The following is an 18,758-nucleotide window of genomic DNA, read 5'->3' on the forward strand; positions in this document are numbered from 1 at the left end:
TGCGCCACCTCGATTTTCAGACCAAGAATTCGACGACCCCACCGTTTAAGTGGTACATCGCTCCAACAATTTTTACTTTTCCATCCTTCTCCATCGGGGCCAGCACGTTACTGCCATTTCGTATTGCGTCGATCGTGCGCCGAACATTGGTTTTCGCCACCGCATCGACAAATTCATCATTCTTACTGCTTCTGTCACCAGCGTACTGCGTTTCATCCACAGCCGGCCTGATCTTGACGAGGAGACCGGTCAGGTTTCCCAGTTCAACGTGATCAATAGCGCCCTTGATTGCGCCGCATCCGGTGTGCCCCATAACCAATATGACTTTAGCGCCGGCCGCCGCACAAGCAAACTCCAGGCTTCCAATGAGATCCTCATTGGCGATATTGCCCGCAATACGCGCGTTAAAAGTATCTCCGATTCTCGTGTCAAGGACGATCTCGGCCGGAGCCCGGGAGTCAATGCAGCTCAAGATCACCGCTGCCGGATATTGCCCGCCGGCAGTAGCTTTCTTTTGTGCCAAATAGTCGTGAGGCAGCATTTTCCCCAAACGGAAACGTCTATTTCCCTGCTTTAGGTCCTCGATAATCTGGTCCGGCGTCAACCTGTCTCGCTCAGACTTCGATAGCGCCGCCGCGTAAGCCGATTCAACGCCCCCCATGCCTCCCGCCAGCCCGACGGCTGCGACGCTCAACGCAGTCTTCAGCAAGGTACGTCTTTCAACGCTGTTGGAGGACTCCGCTGGACAACAGCCAGTTTTCTCGTGCATATCATTCTCCGTAAACAACCGCAAAACGATCATTGTTTCGGCATCACGAAGCTGTCATGCATGGGCGATTATCTTCGCGCCCGCTTCCTGAAGGGCGGCAGCAGATCGCCGAGCCACCTGGAATAGCCCTAAGCACATCGTAGTGCAGTGACGGCGGTTGTCAACGTACGTCGCGTCACTTCATGCGAACTGCATTAGTTCTGCCGGTTGCAGGTTGTGTCGGGATAAGGAGGGGAGGTCGAGGCAGTTCGGACATTAAAAGGACTGCTTATGTCACGGCCGAATAGAATTGCTCAGCAGGATTTCGAGCGATGCCATCTCTCGAACCGGGACATACGTACATCAGCGCTCCACTTTCGACATAACCGCCGTCGCCGGGTCATACCGATAACCCTTCTGAGAAAGTCGCTCGGCCATTGTCGCCCCGATAAGCTTTTGCTGTGTGTCGCGGGATATCAACTCGCTATCTGGCTTAAGGCGCTCAAGTTCAGACGAGAGTTTCCGGATGAGCGCCACTTCCCCTGTGCTACGTGAGTCGATGAACAATAGCTTCTCGTTTGCTGAACCGAGTCGTTCCTTAAGGTCCTTGGCGTGCGCCACCCACTGTTCAGCAATCGTGCGAAGCTCGTTAAAAGCCTTCTCATGTGCTTTGGCCTGTGCCGAGATCTGGCGTTGTAACTCAGCGACTTCATCCGCCGTCGCAGATTTGCCCGCTTGAATGGCAAGTTGATGGCTGCGTCGCGCTTCCTCTGCTCGAGCCTTCTCGACTTCCGCGAGGCGCAGCGCCAATGTCGCCGCACGCTGTTCGGCGGCATCTGCCCGCTCCTTCGCGGCAGACGCATCCTGCGAAACCTGGGCCAGTTCAGCGATCGCGGCCGTTTTCTCTGCAGTCACAGCGCTGACCTGTTCCCTCGCCTCTTCAAGCTCACGGGCAACGCCTTGCAGTTCGTTGCGCTGAATCGACGCCTCCTCGCTCCGCGCTACGCTTGTCTGACGCTCTGCTGCGAGCGCGGTACGCGACTCATCGAGTTCAGCGTCCAGCGCAGCGACCCGCGCGAGGCTCTCATTCACCTGCGCCGTGGCAGCTTCTGCGCGCGATGATGCCGCGCTGGCCTCCTGCGCCCACCGTTCCGCTTCGGCCGACTTCGCCTGCTCGATTTCTACGAGGCGCTGCTCCAACGTCGTCGCATGCTGTTCGGCGGCCTCAGCCCGCTCCCTCGCCACAGACGCATCCTGCGAAACCCGGGCCAGCTCAGCGCTCACAGCCGCTTTCGCCTCAGTCATAGCGCCGATCTGTTCCCGCGCCGCCTCAAGTTCCCGGCCGACGCGCTGCAATTCGTCAAACTGAATCGACACCTCCTCGCTCCGCGCTGCGCTTGTCTGGCGCTCTGTTTCGAACGCAATGCGCGCCTCGTCCCGCTCAGCCTCCAGCGCAGCGACCCGCGCGAGACTCTCGTTCGCCTGCGCCGTAGCGGCTTCTGCGCGCGATGACGCCGCGCTAGCCTCCTGCAACGCTCTATCCGCTTCGACCAACTTCGCCTGGCACTCGTAGCCCAACGAGGCGATCTCCTGCCGCGCCTCATCGAGCTCCTGCTTCATCCGCGCGATCTCATCGTTTTGACTCGAAACAGCAGCGGCCAGCTCTTCACGCGCCTTACGCTCCTCGCCAAGTTCGGCCTTGGTGTGTTCCAGCGCGGCCTCGTCCACCGACACACGCTGCGCCAGTTCCGCCGCTCGAGCCTCGGCCGCTTCGGCGCGGCCGGTGACCGAAGCGAGTTCCGCGGTGAGGCGTGTTGACGCATCCTCGGAAGCACTCAGCGCATTCGTCAGAGCAATATGCCGCTCACGCTCGGTCGCAACTTCTTCCGCCGTCTTTTGGTACTCGAGTAAAACCTCGTCCCGTTCCGCGCGTGCAGCGTCGAGGTGCTGATTCACGACACTCAGGTGCTGACTGACCGCCCTGTCGGCTTCGTCTTGAGCCGCCATCCAGAGCCGGTCCGCTGCGCTCATCATGGTTTCGGCAATGTGCTCCGGCAACCCGGGCTGGACGTGCACGTGGGGCGTGAGGGGTTGCCGCGCTTCGCGCCAGCGTTGCAAGGCCGCCGCAATGGCAACAATCGAACCGCCGGGAATCTCCGGCCAAATGGTCACAGGGGAAACGTTCCGGCCTTCCTCGACCATGCGATCTGCGATTCCCGCGACCAGTTGGTCCGTGATCGTGTCTGCGTTCGTGGACATAAGCTCCTCAAACCTCATTCTGACCTGGCGAAAAATTGAGTCCCCCATACGTTACGTCATCCTGCGGCATTCCCGATGAAAGGATCGCAAGGTAGCTCAGTGCGTTCGATTTGGAGGCCGATAACTGCCATTGTTATCGATGACCGACATTATGACGGATGATGCCTGTCACCCTGATCGTGCTTGGCGCTCTCTCACAGATGCGCAGCAGGTGACATTCGGACCTTGGATCTCATCGAATGACCGTCTGGTGCCAGCCATACCCCTTTCTGGCATTGGCCGCTTACCACGGCGACCGCTTGTCGCTCCTTCCGAAATGCAGCAAGCGCTGCTTAGCTTCGCCGACCGCGTACACCGGTGCAGACAATAGTTGCTCTTCATGCAAATCGAGAATCGTGATGATCGGCAAACAGTCGGCTGCTTCGATGCGCCAGATGTTTTTGCATGTGTCTCTTGCCGCGCTGTCCAGGATGCGTTCTGCCTCAAGATAAAGTTCTCGCTCTGCCGCACCGAATCCCGCTTCCTGAAGATACCAGGCCAGATAAAGCGCCTTCACCAATTCTGACAATAGATCGCCGTTGCCCTTGCCTGCCCGAAATGCTGCCAAGGCGAGGTGCCAGTGCAGCGATTGTTCGCGCACGTAAGCGGCCTTGTGCGGCAATAGCATGGTCTTGCCAAGCGGCCTTCTGCGCGACTGGCTCGCTGCGGACCGTTTCTTCCGATTCTGCGGCATGGATCGTATTATCTGGTTAACGGCGCTTCAAACCCGGCATATTAATCTATCTAGAAACAATAAATACCGTCATGACGCTCATTTAACAGAATTTCGATATGCCAGGCGCATATCCTGTTTTTTTGAATAAATGCCTTTTTAAATTTTTATATTGGCTAGCGGGTTGACTATTTTGACGATTTTATGAAATCGAACTGAGCGCAATGCCTCAACGAGCTAACCAAAAGAGACCGTTTGGGAATGCAAGACATAATCAGGTCAATAACTGGCGGACTTGTTCGGAATGACCGCCCCTGAACGAGCCCTCACCGGCATTTCAACAGCTTGCTTTCTGGCCGAAGGACGGCAACACCCTCGTCGCGAAAAGGCACGACCGCGGTAACACCACAGCATCGGTCGAATGCACGCGTCGGCGTCCGGGCCACGCCAGATGTCGCGTGCTATGCTTGGACCGCCAACGGATCTCCACGAAACAGACCTGTATCCGTGTCGACGACGAGGTCAGTGCCGTCCAAAACGCTGCACCGTTCGGCACAGGACTGAGCCGGACAAGACCGCAATCGCTGACCATGGACTACCGTCATCTGCAACAGCGCAAGAGCCTGCACGGCCGCATCGTGAGGGAACTCGGCATGGATATCGTGAGCGGCAAGGTACAGCCGGGCCAGCGGTTGCCCGCTGAGGCTGTCCTGTGCGAGCGCTATGGCGTTAGCCGCCCCGTACTGCGCGAGGCCACCCGTGTGCTGGTGGCAAAAGGACTGGTCGTGTCGAAACCGCGCGTCGGCAGTGTCGTGAAGCCTCGCGCGGAGTGGCATATGCTTGACCCCGATGTCCTGTACTGGACGATCAACAGTGTTCCGGAAGGCGAGTTCTTCAGTTCGCTCCTGACCGTGCGCCGCATTATCGAACCCACGGCGGCTGCGCTCGCCGCCACCGCAGCGACAAGCGACGATCTTGCGCGCATTGCATCGGCTTACGACCAGATGGAACGTGCGGAGACCGCAAGCGCGCTACTGGCTCCCGACCTCGAGTTTCACCGGGCAATCATGGCGGCCACACACAACGACCTGCTGGCCTATATTGGCAACATGCTGTCCCTTGCCCTGTCGGAGTCGATCAAGCTGACGAGTCGTCATCCCGAGACGCATGCGCTTTCGTTGCCGCGTCACAAGGCGATTCTCACTGCGATCCAGAGCCGCGACCCACTGGGCGCGCGGCATGCAAGTCTGGTCCAGCTCGACAATGCGCGCGCGGACGCCGAAAGCGTTCTGGAAGCCGGCAGCCAGTACCCGGCGTAACCCTTACCTGAACGCAGCGGCAGAGCCTGCGCCGCTCAATGCGAATGGCGCGGCACTTCCGCGCCCGGCAGCCCACCAGAAAATCGAAGTCACATCCCTCATCGGCCTGCAATACGTGCTCTACGTACAGATGCCGGTAGCCGTGGGACGCAGGTTCGACTCGCCATTGGAAAACACCGGGAATTCAACCGGAAAGCCGCCTGCTTCCAGCACGCGGCGCTTCGCGTGTTCAGCAAGCTTTCGAAAATGCGCATTGCACGGGGTCAACTCGGACCACGTGTTACAGATCCCAATAATTGGCTTGCCGTGAAATTCGTGATCGGGAATGCCCTGGTTTTTCATCCAGCTTCGGTACATGAAACCGTTCTTGTCGGCTGAGCCGAACCATTGGGCAGAGCGTAGCGGGCGCTTTCCGTTCTTCATGCCCCTCTCCTTCCAGACGCTAACTCGATAGTAATACTATTAAAGCGGCACATAGTGCAGATCATTTCGACAACGCATGACCCGCGGCCAATGAGCCAGACCAGTCCCGTCATCGTGTTGTGCTGTACTGCTGGATGCGAATGCGGAAAGCTGCGCTGCACCGCGCAAATTAATTAGTCGGACTAGTTAAGGGTATACATCGATTAATAGGAAAAAGGGCGTGATATAGCATTTTCTGGAGGGTAGTCATGCGTACGCGCGTGCACGTGGGTTTCATGAAAGAAGTGATGCCCAGCTCCGGTGCTTTTCTTGCCGGAGCTTTTCCTGCTTGCGCCGTCATGGACAGTGAAGTGTTCAACAACCAAGAGACGGGAGATTGAGATGGCGCAAGCGAAGGAAGACAAGGACGAAGTGCAAGGCATGCGTCGGGGATTGCTGCAGGGCGCGGGCCTGTCTGCAGCACTGGCGCTATTGGGTGGAATGATCACGCCGGCCCAGGCGGCGGAAGCCGGTTCGTTCCCGGCGCACAAGCGATGGAAGATCGTATTCGTCAACCATGTCACAACGAATCCGTTCTTCGTTCCGACGCAATACGGCATCCAGGACGCGACCGCTTTGCTGGGGATGGACTATCAATGGACCGGCTCGGCCAATGCCGACATCGGCGAAATGGTGAACGCGGTCAACGCGGCGATTGCCGGAAAAGCTGACGCAATCGCCGTACCGATCGTCGACCCCAAGGCGTTCGACAAACCCATCCAGGCCGCGCTCGACGCCGGCATTCCCGTGTTCGCCTATAACGCCGATGCGCCCTCGGGTTCGACGAATCCGCGCCTTGCCTATATCGGCCAGGATCTTTATCTGTCTGGCTACCAGATGGGCGAGCGAATCGTAAACCTCATCGATAGCGGCCTCGTCGGGCTCTTTATCGCAACGCCAGGCCAGCTCAACATTCAGCCCCGGCTTGACGGTGCGGTAGCTGCAATCAAGAAATCGGGCAAGAAGATCGACGTGCAGACCATCGCAACCGGCGCGACCGTCAACGAAGAACTTTCGAAGATCAAGTCCTTCTTTCTCGGCCACCAGGATCTCAAAGGCATGTTTGCCGTGGACGCGGGCAGCACCCAGGGCGTCGCCGAAGTGATGAAAGAATCCAATCTGCCGTCTAAAGGCGTCCACGGCGGCGGCTTCGATCTGTTGCCGCGCACGGTCGATCTGATTCACGAGGGCTTCCTCGACTTCACGATCGACCAGCAGCCTTACGTGCAGGGTTTTTATACGGTGATCGAGGCGTTCATCTTTCTCGCCTCCGGCGGGCTCGTTGGGCCCGCCAATGTCAACACCGGCCTGAAGTTCGTCACCAAGGGCACAGTCGATCCGTACCTGAGCACGTCGACGCGCTATGAAGGCAAGAGCACGAAAGCCCAGATCGTGCCACGCACAGGTGCGATCAAAGGGTGACGTCTTCCGTGACGGACGCTCAAAAAACCGCTAGACCTCCGAGGCGCTGGTCAAGCGCGCTCGGGCGTTCCAGCGAGATTCGCATCTTTGCGGTCGCGCTGATCCTCAGCATCTACTTCGAGACAGTCAACCATGACTTCCTGCTGACCAGCGCGAGTCTTCAGAATCTCTCGCAGTTCATCGCCCCGGTGGCGATCATTGCCTTCGGCGAAATCATGCTGATGATCGGTGGGGAGATCGATCTCTCCGCCGGGATGGTCTTCGCGTTTGCGCCTTTCATCATGCATTTTGCCCTCGAGGCAGGCTTGCCGGCATGGCTTGCGATGCTCACCGGCGTCATTGCAGCAGGCCTCGTCGGGCTGATTAACGGTGCAGTGACGGTGTACCTGCGCATCCCATCCTTTGTGACGACTCTCGGTACGTTGTTCTTCGTGAACGGCCTCACGCTGACAATCTCACGAGGCACACCGGTTTCGCCGCCGGAGAATTCAGCGTTTGCGGCGTTCATGGGGGAATGGGGTTACAGCGAGATCATCTGGACGCTTGCCATTGCCGCAGTCATGCACGTGCTGCTTCGTCATACACGCTGGGGTTTGCATACGATCGCCTCGGGAGCGAATCCGCTGGGCGCTAGCGAAGCGGGGATACAGGTCAGGCGCCTGAAGCTCGGCAACTTCATTCTCGCCGCGCTGCTTGCCGGCTTTACCGGGATTCTGGAGGGTTTTCGTATCACGTCGATCGATCCGCAAGCGGGCGGTAATCAGATCATGTTTCTTGCAGTTGCCGCCGCCGTGATTGGCGGCACGCCCCTCGCCGGTGGATCGGGCACGATCATTGGCGGGCTGATCGGTGCGGCGGTGCTTGGCATTCTCAACGACGGTTTCACGCTGATCGGCATCAACGCCTTCACCTTCAACATGATTCTCGGCGCGGCGATCCTCGGGGCCATGATCTTCAACATCCACGTGGTTCGTCTTGCGCGCAAGGGAGAGTTGTGATGTCCGAGGCGCTTGAGGTGCTGCGCGGCGAAGATATTGTCAAGCGTTTCGGCGCGGTCACCGCGCTCGATGGTGTGACGGTGACGCTAAGACAGGGCGAGATCCTTGGCGTCCTTGGCGACAATGGCGCAGGCAAATCGACGTTGATCAAGATTCTGACTGGCTTTCATCAGCAGACAAGCGGCAAGCTTTTTGTAGGCGGCGAGGAGACGATGCTTCGCTCCGTTGATCACGCCCGTTCACTCGGCATTGAATGCGTCTACCAGGATCTGGCGCTCGCCAATTCGCTGAGCATCTATCACAACATGTTCCTGAACCGGGAAATCATACGTCGAGGGCCGTTTCGCCTGTTGAACAATCGCGCAATGCGTGAGCGCGCCGCGGAGTGTCTTGAAGAAATCGGCGTGCACGTGCCTTCGGTCGACCTGCCGGTCGAGCAGCTTTCTGGCGGGCAGCGACAGGCTATCGCGGTCGCTCGCGCGGTCAATTCGAATGCAAGGATACTGCTGCTTGACGAACCGCTCGCCGCGATGGGCGCCCGCGAGGCTGGACTGATCATCGACCTGATCCTTCGGCTCAAGAACAAAGGTGGTCTGTCTATCGTCATGATCATGCACAACTACGCGCAAACGCTCGACATCGCGGATCGTGTGATGCTGATGCAGCGCGGACGGGTCACTTACCAGCGGGAGGCAGCCAGCACGTCGGTCGAGGAGCTGATGGATATCGTGCGACGCGAATATCGGGCGATGCGGACAACGATGAACTGAGAAATTCAGCGCGGACCGAATCTGGCTCAACGTCGTCTTGTGCCGAACGGCCGGAGTCACCCCAATTCGGTCAACCAGACGTCTCCGAAGCGGACGCACAGTACACCTCTTTCTGCAACAGTGATTTCGATGTTGGGCACTTCTGTGGTCGGTGACGCACACCTAAAGTGAGTTCAGCTTTCCGACGCAAGCCACTCCGCATGACAGGACCTGCGCGAAGCTTTCCTCACTCACCGGAGCAGACCATGTCGAACAGAACCTCCCCGGCCACCCTCGCTGAAACGTCCCCCGCAACCAGGGACTCGCAATACTTCGAGTACACCTCGTCGGCCAATCCGATTGGCGCGAAGCTCATCTCGCGCGTGCCCTTCCGCAATTTCTCACCTTCGCTGTACTCGAATGGCGCAACGCGTGTCGTGCCGCTTGACCTTTCGGCAGAACTGGGTTGCCAGGGCCCGGCGACCGGTCCCGGCTTGAGCGCCAATTTCCTGCGCATCAAGTATGTTGCTGGAGCGGGTAGTGTACTGGTCCAGCGCCAAGGACGTGTGATGGATATGCCTCAGAGAAGCGCGGCGGGAGGTCCCCACCAGTATCGACACGCGAGAACCGCCCACTGAACGTGACGCGAGCGTCTGCGTCACTAGTCATCCCGCGACCGCGCTTTTGACCGCGTGCTGGCTTTCGCGACCGGCGGCACGCGACCCTGATCAACCGTTCCACACCTGGAAATCTGACGACCGTTTTCGGCGTACAGAGAGGATAACGAACTACGTTGATTGGACCAACCGCCCAGACCCCGACAATGTGCTCCCCTGTTGAGAAGCTATCGATTCAGATCTGAACCGAATCCTGTTGCCCAAAATTTTTTATTCGGGTGCCAGAACCGACCGACGCGCCATTTCCTGTCGGAGCAGCTCTCGCTTGTGAACATCGCGGAGAGCGCACGTCGGAGGATCGGACCGCATCCCGTCGGTGCAACTCTCCCGTGCCTCTACTCATGCCTTGACAAGCTGCAGGCCGCCGAAATTCTGGATGGTGGGAATATCGACCTTCGTGTACGTGTCGGTCTGGGTGACCGGCGCCACCACGATGGCCGGGCTGGCGAAGCCGCCGCCATACGCAGCGTTGTAGTTTGCGACGTTGTAGTTGCTGCCGCCGCGTACAGCGGAGAGGGCCTTGACGGAGAGTTCTTCGGCGTGTGCGAGGTCTTTGATCATCAGCGAGGTCATGATAAATCTCCTGGGTTTGCTTCGGTTTGGAAAACGCGATTCGTTGCAAGCGGTGGAGAGTCCCCGTCGGGGGTGAACGGTATCACCGGTCAGAAGGACTCTCCAATCTGCTTAACTCACAGTGCGACAAACTGCAGGCCGCCGAAATTCTGGACAGTGGGAATTTCGACCTTTGTGTGCGTGTCGGTCTGGGTGACCGGCGCCACCACGACGGCCGGGCTGGCGAAGCCGCCACCATACGCAGCGTTGACGTTTGCGACGTTGTAGTTGCTGCCGCCGCGTACAGCGGAGAGGGCCTTGACGGACAGTTCTTCGGCGTGTGCGAGGTCTTTGATCATCAGCGAGGTCATGGTAAATCTCCTGGGTTTGCTTCGGTTTGGGAAAGAGCACTATTCGTTGCGCTCACAGGCACAAACGCATAGGGTGTGCCACGCTCAGATCGCGGGCCTTGAAGAATCGCCTAACCGCATGAAAACAAAGAAAAATAAATATTTCGCATGAGCTTTTGCGAAGCATTCCGAAGGGCTGGAGGAAAAAGATGTCCTGCTTTGACAAACATGTCTCCCAGTGACTGTTTGTTTTCGAACAACAGGTCTGTCCAGGTCAATTTCAGATGACTTGGCGGCCGTTCGTGGTCCGCCCGGCCAGTGTCGCGTACACGTCAAACGCCGATGCGCGTCGGGCATTCGGTTTGTGCGGGACCGCGCGCGCTGTGATCGCCGTAGCTGAAACGTGAGTACCGTGGCGTGGCGAAAGCGGGACTGTGTGGCAAATCGCGTTGCGTTCGTGATGAGCGAGCGACCCTTGCATGCCAATCCTGCTCGCGTTACGTTGGCAAAGGGCCACCGTGCAAAGCACTCCGGCAATAGGCAAACGCGCGCGCCTTGGGCCAACCAATGGGAGATGGTGTGATGCAAAACCTCGTCCAGATCGCGTGCGCAGCCTGCCTCGTCATAGCAACCGCTGCAACAGCGCAAACCCCAGCCTCACAACCCTCCGCGGGCGGGACGCCCGACAAGATGCCATTCGACATTCCCTACGGCACTGCGATTGGTCTGGACACTGCGAAGAGACTGCTCGCGATTGCAGAAGCCGAAGCGAAGAAACACGACTGGAAAATGGACGTTGCTGTCGTCGACACGCATGGCGAACTCCTCGCATTCGAACGAATGGACGGCGCGAGTATGCGTCAATCGCGATATCGCAGAACAAGGCCCGCACGTCAGCAAGATTTCGTCGTGAAACCCGGGTCTTCTACAACCAGTTCGAGACCGGACATGCATACGTGAGCACGCTGGATGCGGGGCTGGTGGCATCGCCGGGAGGGTTTCCGCTCGTAGAAGAAGGAAAGCTTGTCGGCGCTATCGGCTGTAGTGGCGGCACGGGCGATCAGGACGCATCTGTGTGTAAGGCCGCCGCGGATACGATCAAGTAGTGCGACGCTACTGTTCGCCGCAGCCGACGCATGCGACCCAATTCGGCCGGTCAAACTTCTACAAACCGGCTCTTCGTTCGTCGTGGCGTGCAATAGGCTAATGTTCCAGCGAGAACGAATCGAGGCGGCAAATGGCAATTCCTACGCCAATCGGAAATCCCACAACACATCGAGTACGTGTTGGGTGGAACGTTCGACGTACCCCGCACGATGTGCAACGCCAAGGCGACGCCACAACGCAGGGCGCAGCGGACGCATGGCAATGCGCTGGTCGGGCAATGGCGTAGTGGCCTCATGAGGCAGCAGCGCTGCGCCGTAACCTGCCGCGACCAGACTCTTGATTGCGTCGTTGTAGTTGAGCTGAATGCGCGGTGCAGGGTGGTGACCGCCAGTCGCAAACCACTCCGCAGTCAGACGCGAGAGACGCGTGGTGGTGTCATTTAGAATGAGAGACTGAGCAGCGAGCCACTCAGGCGTGATACGAGCCGGACACCGCCAATGTGCCGGCACGAAGGCCATGACGGGGTCGCGACGCCAAGGCTTTATTACGAGTCCAGCCACCGGGGACTGAGGCAGCGCAACCAGCCCAACATCCAGCGTTCCATCGGCCAGTCGGGTTAGCGTTTCATGCGAAGTGAGTACCGCAACCTGAATGTCGATAGCGGGATGGTGTTGGCGCAGCACCTCGAGCGCTTGCGGCAACAGGTGCGCGATCGCGCCGGTCGATGCCCCGAGCCGCACGCGTCCGGCGAGCCCTTGCACCTGGCGGTGAACGTCGTCCAACGCCTGCTCCGCGTCGGCCAGCAGTCGACGCGCGCGCCCTACCAACATCTCGCCTATCGCCGACGGTCGAACATGTCCGCGCTTCCGTGACAGGAGCGGGGCCCCAATGCGGTTTTCCAGTTCAGCGATGTGTAGGCTGACCGTTGGCGGCGCCAGGTGCAGCGCACGCGCCGCGTCGGCGAATGAGCCACGGTCGGCAATAGCGACCAGGGTGCGCAAGCGGTCCAGGCTGATCTCTCGCATGTCGGCGTCCAGATTCAGAAAAGCTGAATGTTAGCGTTATGAAATTCAACTTTCGCTATTCTAGCGGTGCGCGGAAGATAGGGGCTCGCTCTACTTGTTGTGGCCCAGTCACCGGAGTATTTCGCGCATGAGCTCTCCCGTTGTTTTCATCGACGGCGACCAAGGCACCACCGGGTTGCAAATCCATGAACGGCTTCGCGACCGAAGCGACCTGAAGCTATTTACGCTTCCCGCTTCGGAACGCAAGGATCCGAAGCGTCGCGCCGAGGCCATCAACGCCTGCAACATCGCCATCCTCTGCCTACCCGACAACGCCGCGCGAGAGGCGATGGATACCATCGTCAATCCTGCAGTCAGGGTAATCGACGCAAGTTCCGCCCACCGCACACAGCCAGACTGGACATACGGTTTTCCGGAGATGGCTCCGGGACAGGCGGAACGCATCGCGAACGCACGTCGGGTCACCAATCCCGGTTGCTATCCGACCGGTGCGATTGGCCTGCTGCGTCCCCTGCTACACGCCGGGCTCATACCAGACAGCTATCCGGTCAGCATTCATGCGGTGTCCGGCTACTCGGGACGCGGACGTGCCGGCGTGGAGGAGCATGAGCGGCAGGGCGCCGTCAACGCGCCTTCCTATCACGTCTATGGTCTGGAACTCGCGCATAAGCACACCCCGGAGATCCAGCAGCACGCCAGGCTCGCGCAACGACCCATCTTCGTCCCTGCGTATGGTGCGTTCCGCCAGGGCATCGTGCTGACAGTGCCCTTGGCGTTGCGGCTACTGGCGCCTGACGTGAATGGCGCCGCGTTACACGCATGCCTCGCGCGGCACTATGCCGAGGCGGCCCACGTGCATGTCTTGCCGCTGCAGGAGTCGTGCGTCTTAAAGCACCTGAATCCACAAGTGCTGAACGGTACGAACGACATGCGCTTGAGCGTATTTCCCAACATGGAGCACGGGCACGTGCTGCTATCTGCAGTTTTCGATAATCTTGGCAAAGGCGCATCCGGCGCTGCGGTTCAGAACCTGAACCTGATGCTCACGCAGCAATAGTGGCCAATCGATTGAGCTAACGTTCGGCCGCACCTATATGCCGACGATTGTTGTCAATCTGGTCGTGGCCGTCGAATGTCTCATAGGAGACGCGTTTCGCTCATTTCGCAGGCATCGCCGAAAGCGGTTCGAGCCCAGTCCTCGAAATCGCGGGCGCCGCGTCCGGCGACGACAGAAACTGGATCAGCGCCTCTGCGCCGGCTGGATTTTTCGCATTGGTGGCGATGCCCCCGGAGAACACCGTGTACCTCTGCACTTCTGCGGGCAAACTGCCGACCACCGTCACCCCCTTCACCGGCAACAGTTCGACGACCTGCTGAAGTCCGATCTCAGCTTCTCCATTCGCGACGGCATCGGCGACCTGCACGGCCGGAATCATGCGGCTCTTGCTCTCCATCCGCCCCGCGATGCCGAGACGCCAGAACAGTTCGTTGCCGACAAAGACGCCACTCGGGCTGTCCGGATAGACGATCGACTTCGCTGCGAGCAGCGCTCGCCGCAATGCATCGGTCGAGCTGATATCCGGCTTCGGCGTCCCCTCGCGAACCACCATGCCGATTGCCGAGCGTGCGAAGTCCACCTTACTGTCAGGCAAGACCTTGCCGGCATTGATCTGTTCGTCGAGCGCATACCCAACCACGATCAGCACGTCGGCCCACTCGCCGCGCGCAAGCCGCACAGGGATCGCATTCGCGGCCGTACCCACCGCGGGCCCCCAGACGGTGATTAGCTTACGGCCGGTCGCCTCCTCGAATTGCGGGCCCAGTTCGCGATAGGCTGACGCAAACCCGCCCGAAATCATCACCTTGACTTCGTCTGCCAATGCGACCCCGCTGCCCAGTAACGCGCCCGCTACGCAGAACGCGAGTGCACGAATCCTCAGCTTGCGGATGCTCACGGCCCCGCCCCATGTCGATTGGATGACCTAGTCTGCATATGCATCGAGTCCGGATGCCAGTCATGATGTTAGCCGGCATCGAGTGCGGCAGCGAGACTGCCGCAAACCTGTCAGCTCACTACCGCCGTCGCGGGCGCTGTTCGCCCCGTCTGAGTCATTCAGGCGCGATCCACCTCCGTCCGTTTTCGAACCGACTTCGGCCGATCGTCGAGCAGATCGTGACCTTTAAAAGTAACGCTTTTTCTTCACGTCCATCACGAAACCGGCAAGCCAGGCTTCAGCCAATGAGATCGGCACCTGTCGTAAGGACAATCTTTCCAAAGTGTGTGCCGGAATCGATCAGCTCGTGAGCGCCGCGAGCGTCGGCAAGCGTAAAGGTCTTGTAGACAACCGGCTTGATCTTGCCGCTCTCGATTTGCGGCCAGACCTGCCGCTCGAGTTCATTGATGATGGTCGCCTTGTCTGCGGCTGTGCGCGATCGCAATGTTGAGCCCATATGCGTCAGACGTTTCGTCAGCATCGGCAAGATGTTGAGATCCTTCGCCGGCCCCTTGATCACGCCCACCTGGAGGATCCGTCCGTCCATGGCTGCGGCGTCATAGTTTCTAGCCACGTAGTCGCCGGCAATGATGTCGAGGATCACGTCGACGCCTCTTCCATCGGTAGACCGCTTCGTTTCGGCGACGAAATCTTCCTCGCGGTAGTCAATCGCGAGGTCTGCGCCTAGCGCCAGGCTAGCCTCCCGATGCGCCTGCGAGCCAACTGTCGTGATGATTTTCGCAGCGCCGAATGCCTTCGCCAGCATGGTCGCCGTGGTACCGATACCTGACGCGCCGCCATGGATCAACACCGATTCGCCGGCAACCAGCTTGCCGCGCTGGAACAGGTTCAGCCATACCGTCATAAACGTTTCGGGCATAGCCCCCGCTTCCACCAACGTCAGGCCTTTGGGGATATGCATCGTGTTGCAGGCGTGCGCGACGGCATATTCTGCGTAGCCACCGCCGGGAATCAATGCACACACCAGTTCGCCGATCCGGAATTGGGACACGTCGGAGCCGACGGCAACCACTTGACCTGCCACTTCCAGCCCTGGAATGTCCGAAGCGCCGGGGGGTGGATCATACAGCCCTTTGCGCTGGAAAACGTCGGGGCCGTTCACGGCAGCCGCGTGGATGCGGATCAGAACCTGATCGGCGGCCGGCATCGGCACCGGGCGCGTAGTCGGCACCATGACCTCAGGGCCGCCGGGCTGTTTGATCTCAATGGCCGTCATGGACGACGGCACACGATAAGTTGAAGCAGACATGGATACCACTCCTTCTATAGATGAGGCTCGATTGATCCGGGCGGATCATTGAACGAGGAACTCTTGCGTTCAGTATAGGCATCGACATTGATGAATACGTGCAGCATTATTCACGTGGTGAGATGCAAATTTGCATCAGGAGGGCGGCACGATGAACTGGGACGACGCGCGAGTGTTTCTCGCGGTGGAGCGCGAAAAAACGCTCCGTGGAGCGGCCAGGACGCTCAATCTCGATCAGGCGACGGTCGGCAGACGGATTGCGGCACTAGAGCACGCCCTACGTGCAACGCTCTTCCTGCGCACCTCTGAGGGTTACGCGTTGACTGCCGCAGGCGAGGCCGCGCTGAGATCAGCGGAGAAAATGGAACGCTCCGCACACGAACTCGTCAGACGAACTCAAGGCACGGATACACGGCTTGCGGGGGACGTAAGAGTCACCAGTACCGACTCGATCGCGCTCGACTTCCTGCTTCCCGCCATCGAACGCCTGCATGCTGCGCATCCCGAAGTGCGCGTCCTGCTGGACACGTCGACGCGCATGCTGAATCTGGCAAAGCGTGAAGCGGATATCGCGGTCCGGTCTGTCAGGCCGGACAATCCCGATCTCGTCGCGCGGCGCCTGGCTCGCTGGCCCATGGCGCTCTTTGCATCGAATGCTTATCTCGAGCAGCACGGCAAGCCCGCCGCTGGCTCCGCATTCGCGGGCCACGATCTTGTCGTCTATCAGGGAAACTGGACCGGTAATCGATCACCGACTCTTGCTGGCGAACCGGTACACGCGGGGCGCATCGTATCGACCTTCAATTCCAGCCTCATGCTGCGTACCGCGGTAAAGGCCGGCATCGGCATCGGTGAGCTTCCGATACATCTGGCTGAACACGACGGACTCGTGCAGATATGGCCGGAACCCGCACGTGGGGCGGTCTACGAAATCTGGCTCGTCACGCATCAAGACCTTCGGCATACCGCGCGCATCGCAGCAATGATTGACGGCATCGTCTCCGCGTTCGAAGCTCACACAAACCACACAAAAGAGTCACGCACGACTTAGCTGCGGATGCTGGGTGTCGCGTTACATGCCCGAGCGGCCGATTTATGCAGAATGTCAGCTGTTCAACGCGACATCGCGACCGTCGCCTCATGGCCGCACTAAGGCGTTACTCGCCGCTGGAAACCTGCGGTCAGGGGTAGGGCCGCAGCTTGATCGTTCAACGCACGACGGAGCCATCGCGGTACCCATTGACCGCGCGCCCCGGCCACGCGCGGTGACAAACTTATTGCGTTCTGCGACAGAGATGCTTGACGGCGGATGAACAAAGTACGCCGAATTCCTATCATAAGCGTCTGGGTTATATAAACCGGCAAATCCATGCCGTTTTACCGCAGTTCGGCTAGACCCCTATCTGTCCGGGGCTCGTGACAAACGAGGTTTGCGCGCGCAGCGCTTGAAGCGTAAGCAGTTGCTCACATGGGAGCGAAGAGAAAATGCGGGGCCTGAGGGGCTTGGCGGCCTCCTTTTGTCACACGCGGTAACGAATTTCCCCTGCACGCCCCCGGACATGCGTGCCCCGCCGCGGTCTAAATCTTTAGCGGAGTCGTTCCGCCGCATTAGATGAGGTCTTACCGTGCAGCACATGATTTTGCCCCCTTTGACGGGGGTATTTGCAGCCGCGTTGCTGGGCGGCTGTGCCGCGGCGCCTTACGACACATCGATGAATTCCTGTGATCAGGAGTACATGATGACCAATCCTGCGGGCGCTGAATATTACTGCGGTCCCGGCTATGGGTACCCCCTGTACGAAGGAGGCTTTCTCGGCTTTGTCGATATCGACCACTTTCACCATCACCATCACCACCATGACCATGACCATGACCGTGACCGTGACTTCGATTTTCATCGCGGCCATGACCATGATCGTGACTTTCATCACGGTGGCGCCATGGCAGGCGGCGGACACGGCGAAGCGCACGCCGGAGGCCACGGCGGCGGGCACGACTCAAGTGGCTTCGGCAGTGACTTTCAGCCGTCGGGAGCGAGCGGATCGCACGGAGGTGGTACGCGCAAGTAACCGGAATCACGCAACGGACAGCACCTCCACAATCCTCCGCTCGAACGCCCGGTCTTCTTTGCCGAACAGATGACAATGGTCGGGGCTGACGCCGAGGGTCCGGATGGAATGCCTCTAACGGGCCGGCAAGCAGCGCTTTACTTTGTAAGACGATCCGCGCATAAAGGTTGCTTGTTTTGGCAGAGCCGACGATCGGGTTGCACGTCCAGGAAGCGTTGCGCTCATGTCTCGCCTCGCGGCATGGGTGGTGCGCGAATGGGCGCGGTGCGCTGGAGGATATCGATGACGATCATCGGCGCACCGGGTTGGCCAGAAGTCCGTAGTGACGGATGCGATGGAAGCCGCTGGGCTGCACGTGCAGCAGGAAGCGGCGCATGAACTCGCCGGCTTCGAGCGTCATGGTCTTGTAGCGGGTGTGTCCCTTCGCGCAGTAGTCCTTCCAGCGGAAGGTCACGCCGCGCTCATCGAATGCGACCTGACAGGCGCTATCTCACCCCCACCGTTTGGCAAGAGCTTTACCCTCGATGTCCTTGGCGAACAGGGGTGTCTCCTCGGCATTGTGCGCGGTTAAAGCCTGCTGCGCGAACTCGCTTGCCTTGGCGAAAGGCACACCACGCTTCTCCAGCACCTCGAGATAGCCCGGGGCGGAGCGGACTTCAACGCTGTTAGTCAACTTCGTCGTGTCCGCATCGATAGCGTCGACGTTGAAAGACCAGATCACGACGATCTTGACGCAGCTGCCAATGTCCGGACCGATTGAGTCCGACAACGACACGAGACGACAATGGCTTCGCGCTGCGATGTCCTCGACATAGTGCTGCACCATCAGATTGCCAACGCGCTCCACATTGATGGACATACGCTTGCCCTCAGGGGTGAGCGTTGCAGCCGCCGCAATGTGATTCTTCGAACAGGCCTGATATTCGCTATCGGTCAGCGTGAAGACCCATTCGGTCAGATCGATGGACGCAAGCGGCGCATGAATGGTGGCTTCAGCCACCGATTTGGCGATGACTTCATCGGTCACTTGTCGATCTCCGGATTG

Annotated in this window: 16 protein-coding genes and 4 pseudogenes; 8 read left to right on the plus strand and 12 right to left on the minus strand. The window is 59.3% G+C overall.

The window, feature by feature from the left end; all coding sequences use genetic code 11:
• Nucleotides 1–16: 16 nt before the first annotated feature.
• The 3 genes from WN982_RS36945 to WN982_RS36955 form a co-directional block, all read right to left on the minus strand.
• Nucleotides 17–769 (minus strand): carbonic anhydrase family protein, encoded by a 753-nt coding sequence (locus WN982_RS36945; protein WP_341316915.1) that lies wholly within the window; start codon nt 767–769, stop codon nt 17–19.
• A gap of 342 nt (nt 770–1,111) precedes the next feature.
• Nucleotides 1,112–2,950 (minus strand): DNA-binding protein, encoded by a 1,839-nt coding sequence (locus tag WN982_RS36950; protein ID WP_341316916.1) that lies wholly within the window; start codon nt 2,948–2,950, stop codon nt 1,112–1,114.
• Between the two features lie 340 nt (nt 2,951–3,290).
• Nucleotides 3,291–3,674 carry a hypothetical protein gene (locus tag WN982_RS36955; protein WP_341316917.1) on the minus strand — a complete coding sequence of 128 codons (384 nt, stop codon included), beginning with the start codon at nt 3,672–3,674 and terminating at the stop codon, nt 3,291–3,293.
• 635 nt (nt 3,675–4,309) lie between these two features.
• On the opposite strand from WN982_RS36955, the gene WN982_RS36960 reads away from it, so the two are divergent.
• On the plus strand, nt 4,310–5,038 hold the full coding sequence (locus tag WN982_RS36960; protein WP_341316918.1) for a FadR/GntR family transcriptional regulator: 729 nt from the start codon (nt 4,310–4,312) through the stop codon (nt 5,036–5,038).
• 138 nt (nt 5,039–5,176) lie between these two features.
• On the opposite strand, the pseudogene WN982_RS36965 reads toward WN982_RS36960, so the two are convergent.
• A pseudogene (locus WN982_RS36965) lies at nt 5,177–5,461 on the minus strand (dihydroxy-acid dehydratase); the annotation flags it as partial.
• A gap of 381 nt (nt 5,462–5,842) precedes the next feature.
• Here WN982_RS36965 and WN982_RS36970 point away from each other — a divergent pair.
• The 4 genes and pseudogenes from WN982_RS36970 to WN982_RS36985 form a co-directional block, all read left to right on the plus strand.
• Nucleotides 5,843–6,922, plus strand: coding sequence for a sugar ABC transporter substrate-binding protein (locus tag WN982_RS36970; RefSeq protein WP_341316919.1), 1,080 nt, complete (start codon nt 5,843–5,845; stop codon nt 6,920–6,922).
• Nucleotides 6,923–6,930: 8 nt separating this feature from the next.
• A complete protein-coding gene (locus tag WN982_RS36975; protein ID WP_341316920.1) occupies nt 6,931–7,920 on the plus strand; it encodes an ABC transporter permease in 990 nt (329 codons plus the stop codon).
• Nucleotides 7,920–8,690, plus strand: coding sequence for an ATP-binding cassette domain-containing protein (locus WN982_RS36980; protein ID WP_341316921.1), 771 nt, complete (start codon nt 7,920–7,922; stop codon nt 8,688–8,690). The genes WN982_RS36975 and WN982_RS36980 overlap by 1 nt, the downstream gene beginning before the upstream one ends.
• A gap of 245 nt (nt 8,691–8,935) precedes the next feature.
• A pseudogene (locus tag WN982_RS36985) lies at nt 8,936–9,187 on the plus strand (cupin); the annotation flags it as partial.
• Nucleotides 9,188–9,685: 498 nt separating this feature from the next.
• Here the strand turns inward: WN982_RS36985 and WN982_RS36990 are convergent.
• Both WN982_RS36990 and WN982_RS36995 read right to left on the minus strand, forming a co-directional pair.
• On the minus strand, nt 9,686–9,919 hold the full coding sequence (locus WN982_RS36990; protein WP_341316922.1) for a hypothetical protein: 234 nt from the start codon (nt 9,917–9,919) through the stop codon (nt 9,686–9,688).
• A gap of 116 nt (nt 9,920–10,035) precedes the next feature.
• The gene (locus WN982_RS36995; protein WP_341316923.1) at nt 10,036–10,269 is read right to left on the minus strand and encodes a hypothetical protein; all 234 of its coding nucleotides are present in this window, start codon (nt 10,267–10,269) and stop codon (nt 10,036–10,038) included.
• A gap of 669 nt (nt 10,270–10,938) precedes the next feature.
• Here WN982_RS36995 and WN982_RS37000 point away from each other — a divergent pair.
• Nucleotides 10,939–11,354, plus strand: a pseudogene (locus WN982_RS37000) (heme-binding protein).
• 141 nt (nt 11,355–11,495) lie between these two features.
• On the opposite strand, the gene WN982_RS37005 reads toward WN982_RS37000, so the two are convergent.
• Complete coding sequence (locus WN982_RS37005) at nt 11,496–12,380, minus strand: LysR family transcriptional regulator (RefSeq protein WP_341316924.1); 885 nt, start codon at nt 12,378–12,380, stop codon at nt 11,496–11,498.
• 127 nt (nt 12,381–12,507) lie between these two features.
• Between WN982_RS37005 and argC the strand changes: the two genes are divergently transcribed.
• Nucleotides 12,508–13,437, plus strand: coding sequence for an N-acetyl-gamma-glutamyl-phosphate reductase (gene argC, locus WN982_RS37010; RefSeq protein WP_341316925.1), 930 nt, complete (start codon nt 12,508–12,510; stop codon nt 13,435–13,437).
• Nucleotides 13,438–13,537: 100 nt separating this feature from the next.
• Here argC and WN982_RS37015 read toward each other — a convergent pair whose 3' ends face one another.
• Both WN982_RS37015 and WN982_RS37020 read right to left on the minus strand, forming a co-directional pair.
• On the minus strand, nt 13,538–14,335 hold the full coding sequence (locus WN982_RS37015; protein WP_341316926.1) for a substrate-binding domain-containing protein: 798 nt from the start codon (nt 14,333–14,335) through the stop codon (nt 13,538–13,540).
• A 277-nt stretch (nt 14,336–14,612) separates the two neighbouring features.
• Entirely contained in the window at nt 14,613–15,644 is a 1,032-nt protein-coding gene (locus WN982_RS37020; RefSeq protein WP_341316927.1) for an NAD(P)H-quinone oxidoreductase, read from the minus strand.
• 151 nt (nt 15,645–15,795) lie between these two features.
• Here WN982_RS37020 and WN982_RS37025 point away from each other — a divergent pair, with 151 nt between their 5' ends.
• Nucleotides 15,796–16,695 carry a LysR family transcriptional regulator gene (locus WN982_RS37025; RefSeq protein ID WP_341316928.1) on the plus strand — a complete coding sequence of 300 codons (900 nt, stop codon included), beginning with the start codon at nt 15,796–15,798 and terminating at the stop codon, nt 16,693–16,695.
• 535 nt (nt 16,696–17,230) lie between these two features.
• Here WN982_RS37025 and WN982_RS37030 read toward each other — a convergent pair.
• The 3 genes and pseudogenes from WN982_RS37030 to WN982_RS37040 all read right to left on the minus strand — a co-directional run bounded on the left by WN982_RS37030 (nt 17,231) and on the right by WN982_RS37040 (nt 18,740).
• Nucleotides 17,231–17,638, minus strand: coding sequence for a hypothetical protein (locus WN982_RS37030; protein ID WP_341316929.1), 408 nt, complete (start codon nt 17,636–17,638; stop codon nt 17,231–17,233).
• Nucleotides 17,639–18,017: 379 nt separating this feature from the next.
• Nucleotides 18,018–18,167 (minus strand): annotated as a pseudogene (locus tag WN982_RS37035) (transposase); the annotation flags it as partial.
• Between the two features lie 36 nt (nt 18,168–18,203).
• Nucleotides 18,204–18,740 carry a hypothetical protein gene (locus WN982_RS37040; protein WP_341316930.1) on the minus strand — a complete coding sequence of 179 codons (537 nt, stop codon included), beginning with the start codon at nt 18,738–18,740 and terminating at the stop codon, nt 18,204–18,206.
• Nucleotides 18,741–18,758 lie beyond the last annotated feature (18 nt).

It is taken from the genome of Paraburkholderia sp. IMGN_8 (assembly GCF_038050405.1).
GTDB lineage: Bacteria > Pseudomonadota > Gammaproteobacteria > Burkholderiales > Burkholderiaceae > Paraburkholderia.

Bases quoted from the DNA above. Each gene is read 5' to 3' on its own strand.
- WN982_RS36945 (WP_341316915.1), bottom strand. From the start codon at position 769: ATGCACGAGAAAACTGGCTGTTGTCCAGCGGAGTCCTCCAACAGCGTT.
- WN982_RS36950 (WP_341316916.1), bottom strand. From the start codon at position 2,950: ATGGTCGAGGAAGGCCGGAACGTTTCCCCTGTGACCATTTGGCCGGAG.
- WN982_RS36955 (WP_341316917.1), bottom strand. From the start codon at position 3,674: ATGCTATTGCCGCACAAGGCCGCTTACGTGCGCGAACAATCGCTGCAC.
- WN982_RS36960 (WP_341316918.1), top strand. From the start codon at position 4,310: ATGGACTACCGTCATCTGCAACAGCGCAAGAGCCTGCACGGCCGCATC.
- WN982_RS36970 (WP_341316919.1), top strand. From the start codon at position 5,843: ATGGCGCAAGCGAAGGAAGACAAGGACGAAGTGCAAGGCATGCGTCGG.
- WN982_RS36980 (WP_341316921.1), top strand. From the start codon at position 7,920: ATGTCCGAGGCGCTTGAGGTGCTGCGCGGCGAAGATATTGTCAAGCGT.
- WN982_RS36990 (WP_341316922.1), bottom strand. From the start codon at position 9,919: ATGACCTCGCTGATGATCAAAGACCTCGCACACGCCGAAGAACTCTCC.
- WN982_RS36995 (WP_341316923.1), bottom strand. From the start codon at position 10,269: ATGACCTCGCTGATGATCAAAGACCTCGCACACGCCGAAGAACTGTCC.
- WN982_RS37005 (WP_341316924.1), bottom strand. From the start codon at position 12,380: ATGCGAGAGATCAGCCTGGACCGCTTGCGCACCCTGGTCGCTATTGCC.
- argC (WP_341316925.1), top strand. From the start codon at position 12,508: ATGAGCTCTCCCGTTGTTTTCATCGACGGCGACCAAGGCACCACCGGG.
- WN982_RS37020 (WP_341316927.1), bottom strand. From the start codon at position 15,644: ATGTCTGCTTCAACTTATCGTGTGCCGTCGTCCATGACGGCCATTGAG.
- WN982_RS37025 (WP_341316928.1), top strand. From the start codon at position 15,796: ATGAACTGGGACGACGCGCGAGTGTTTCTCGCGGTGGAGCGCGAAAAA.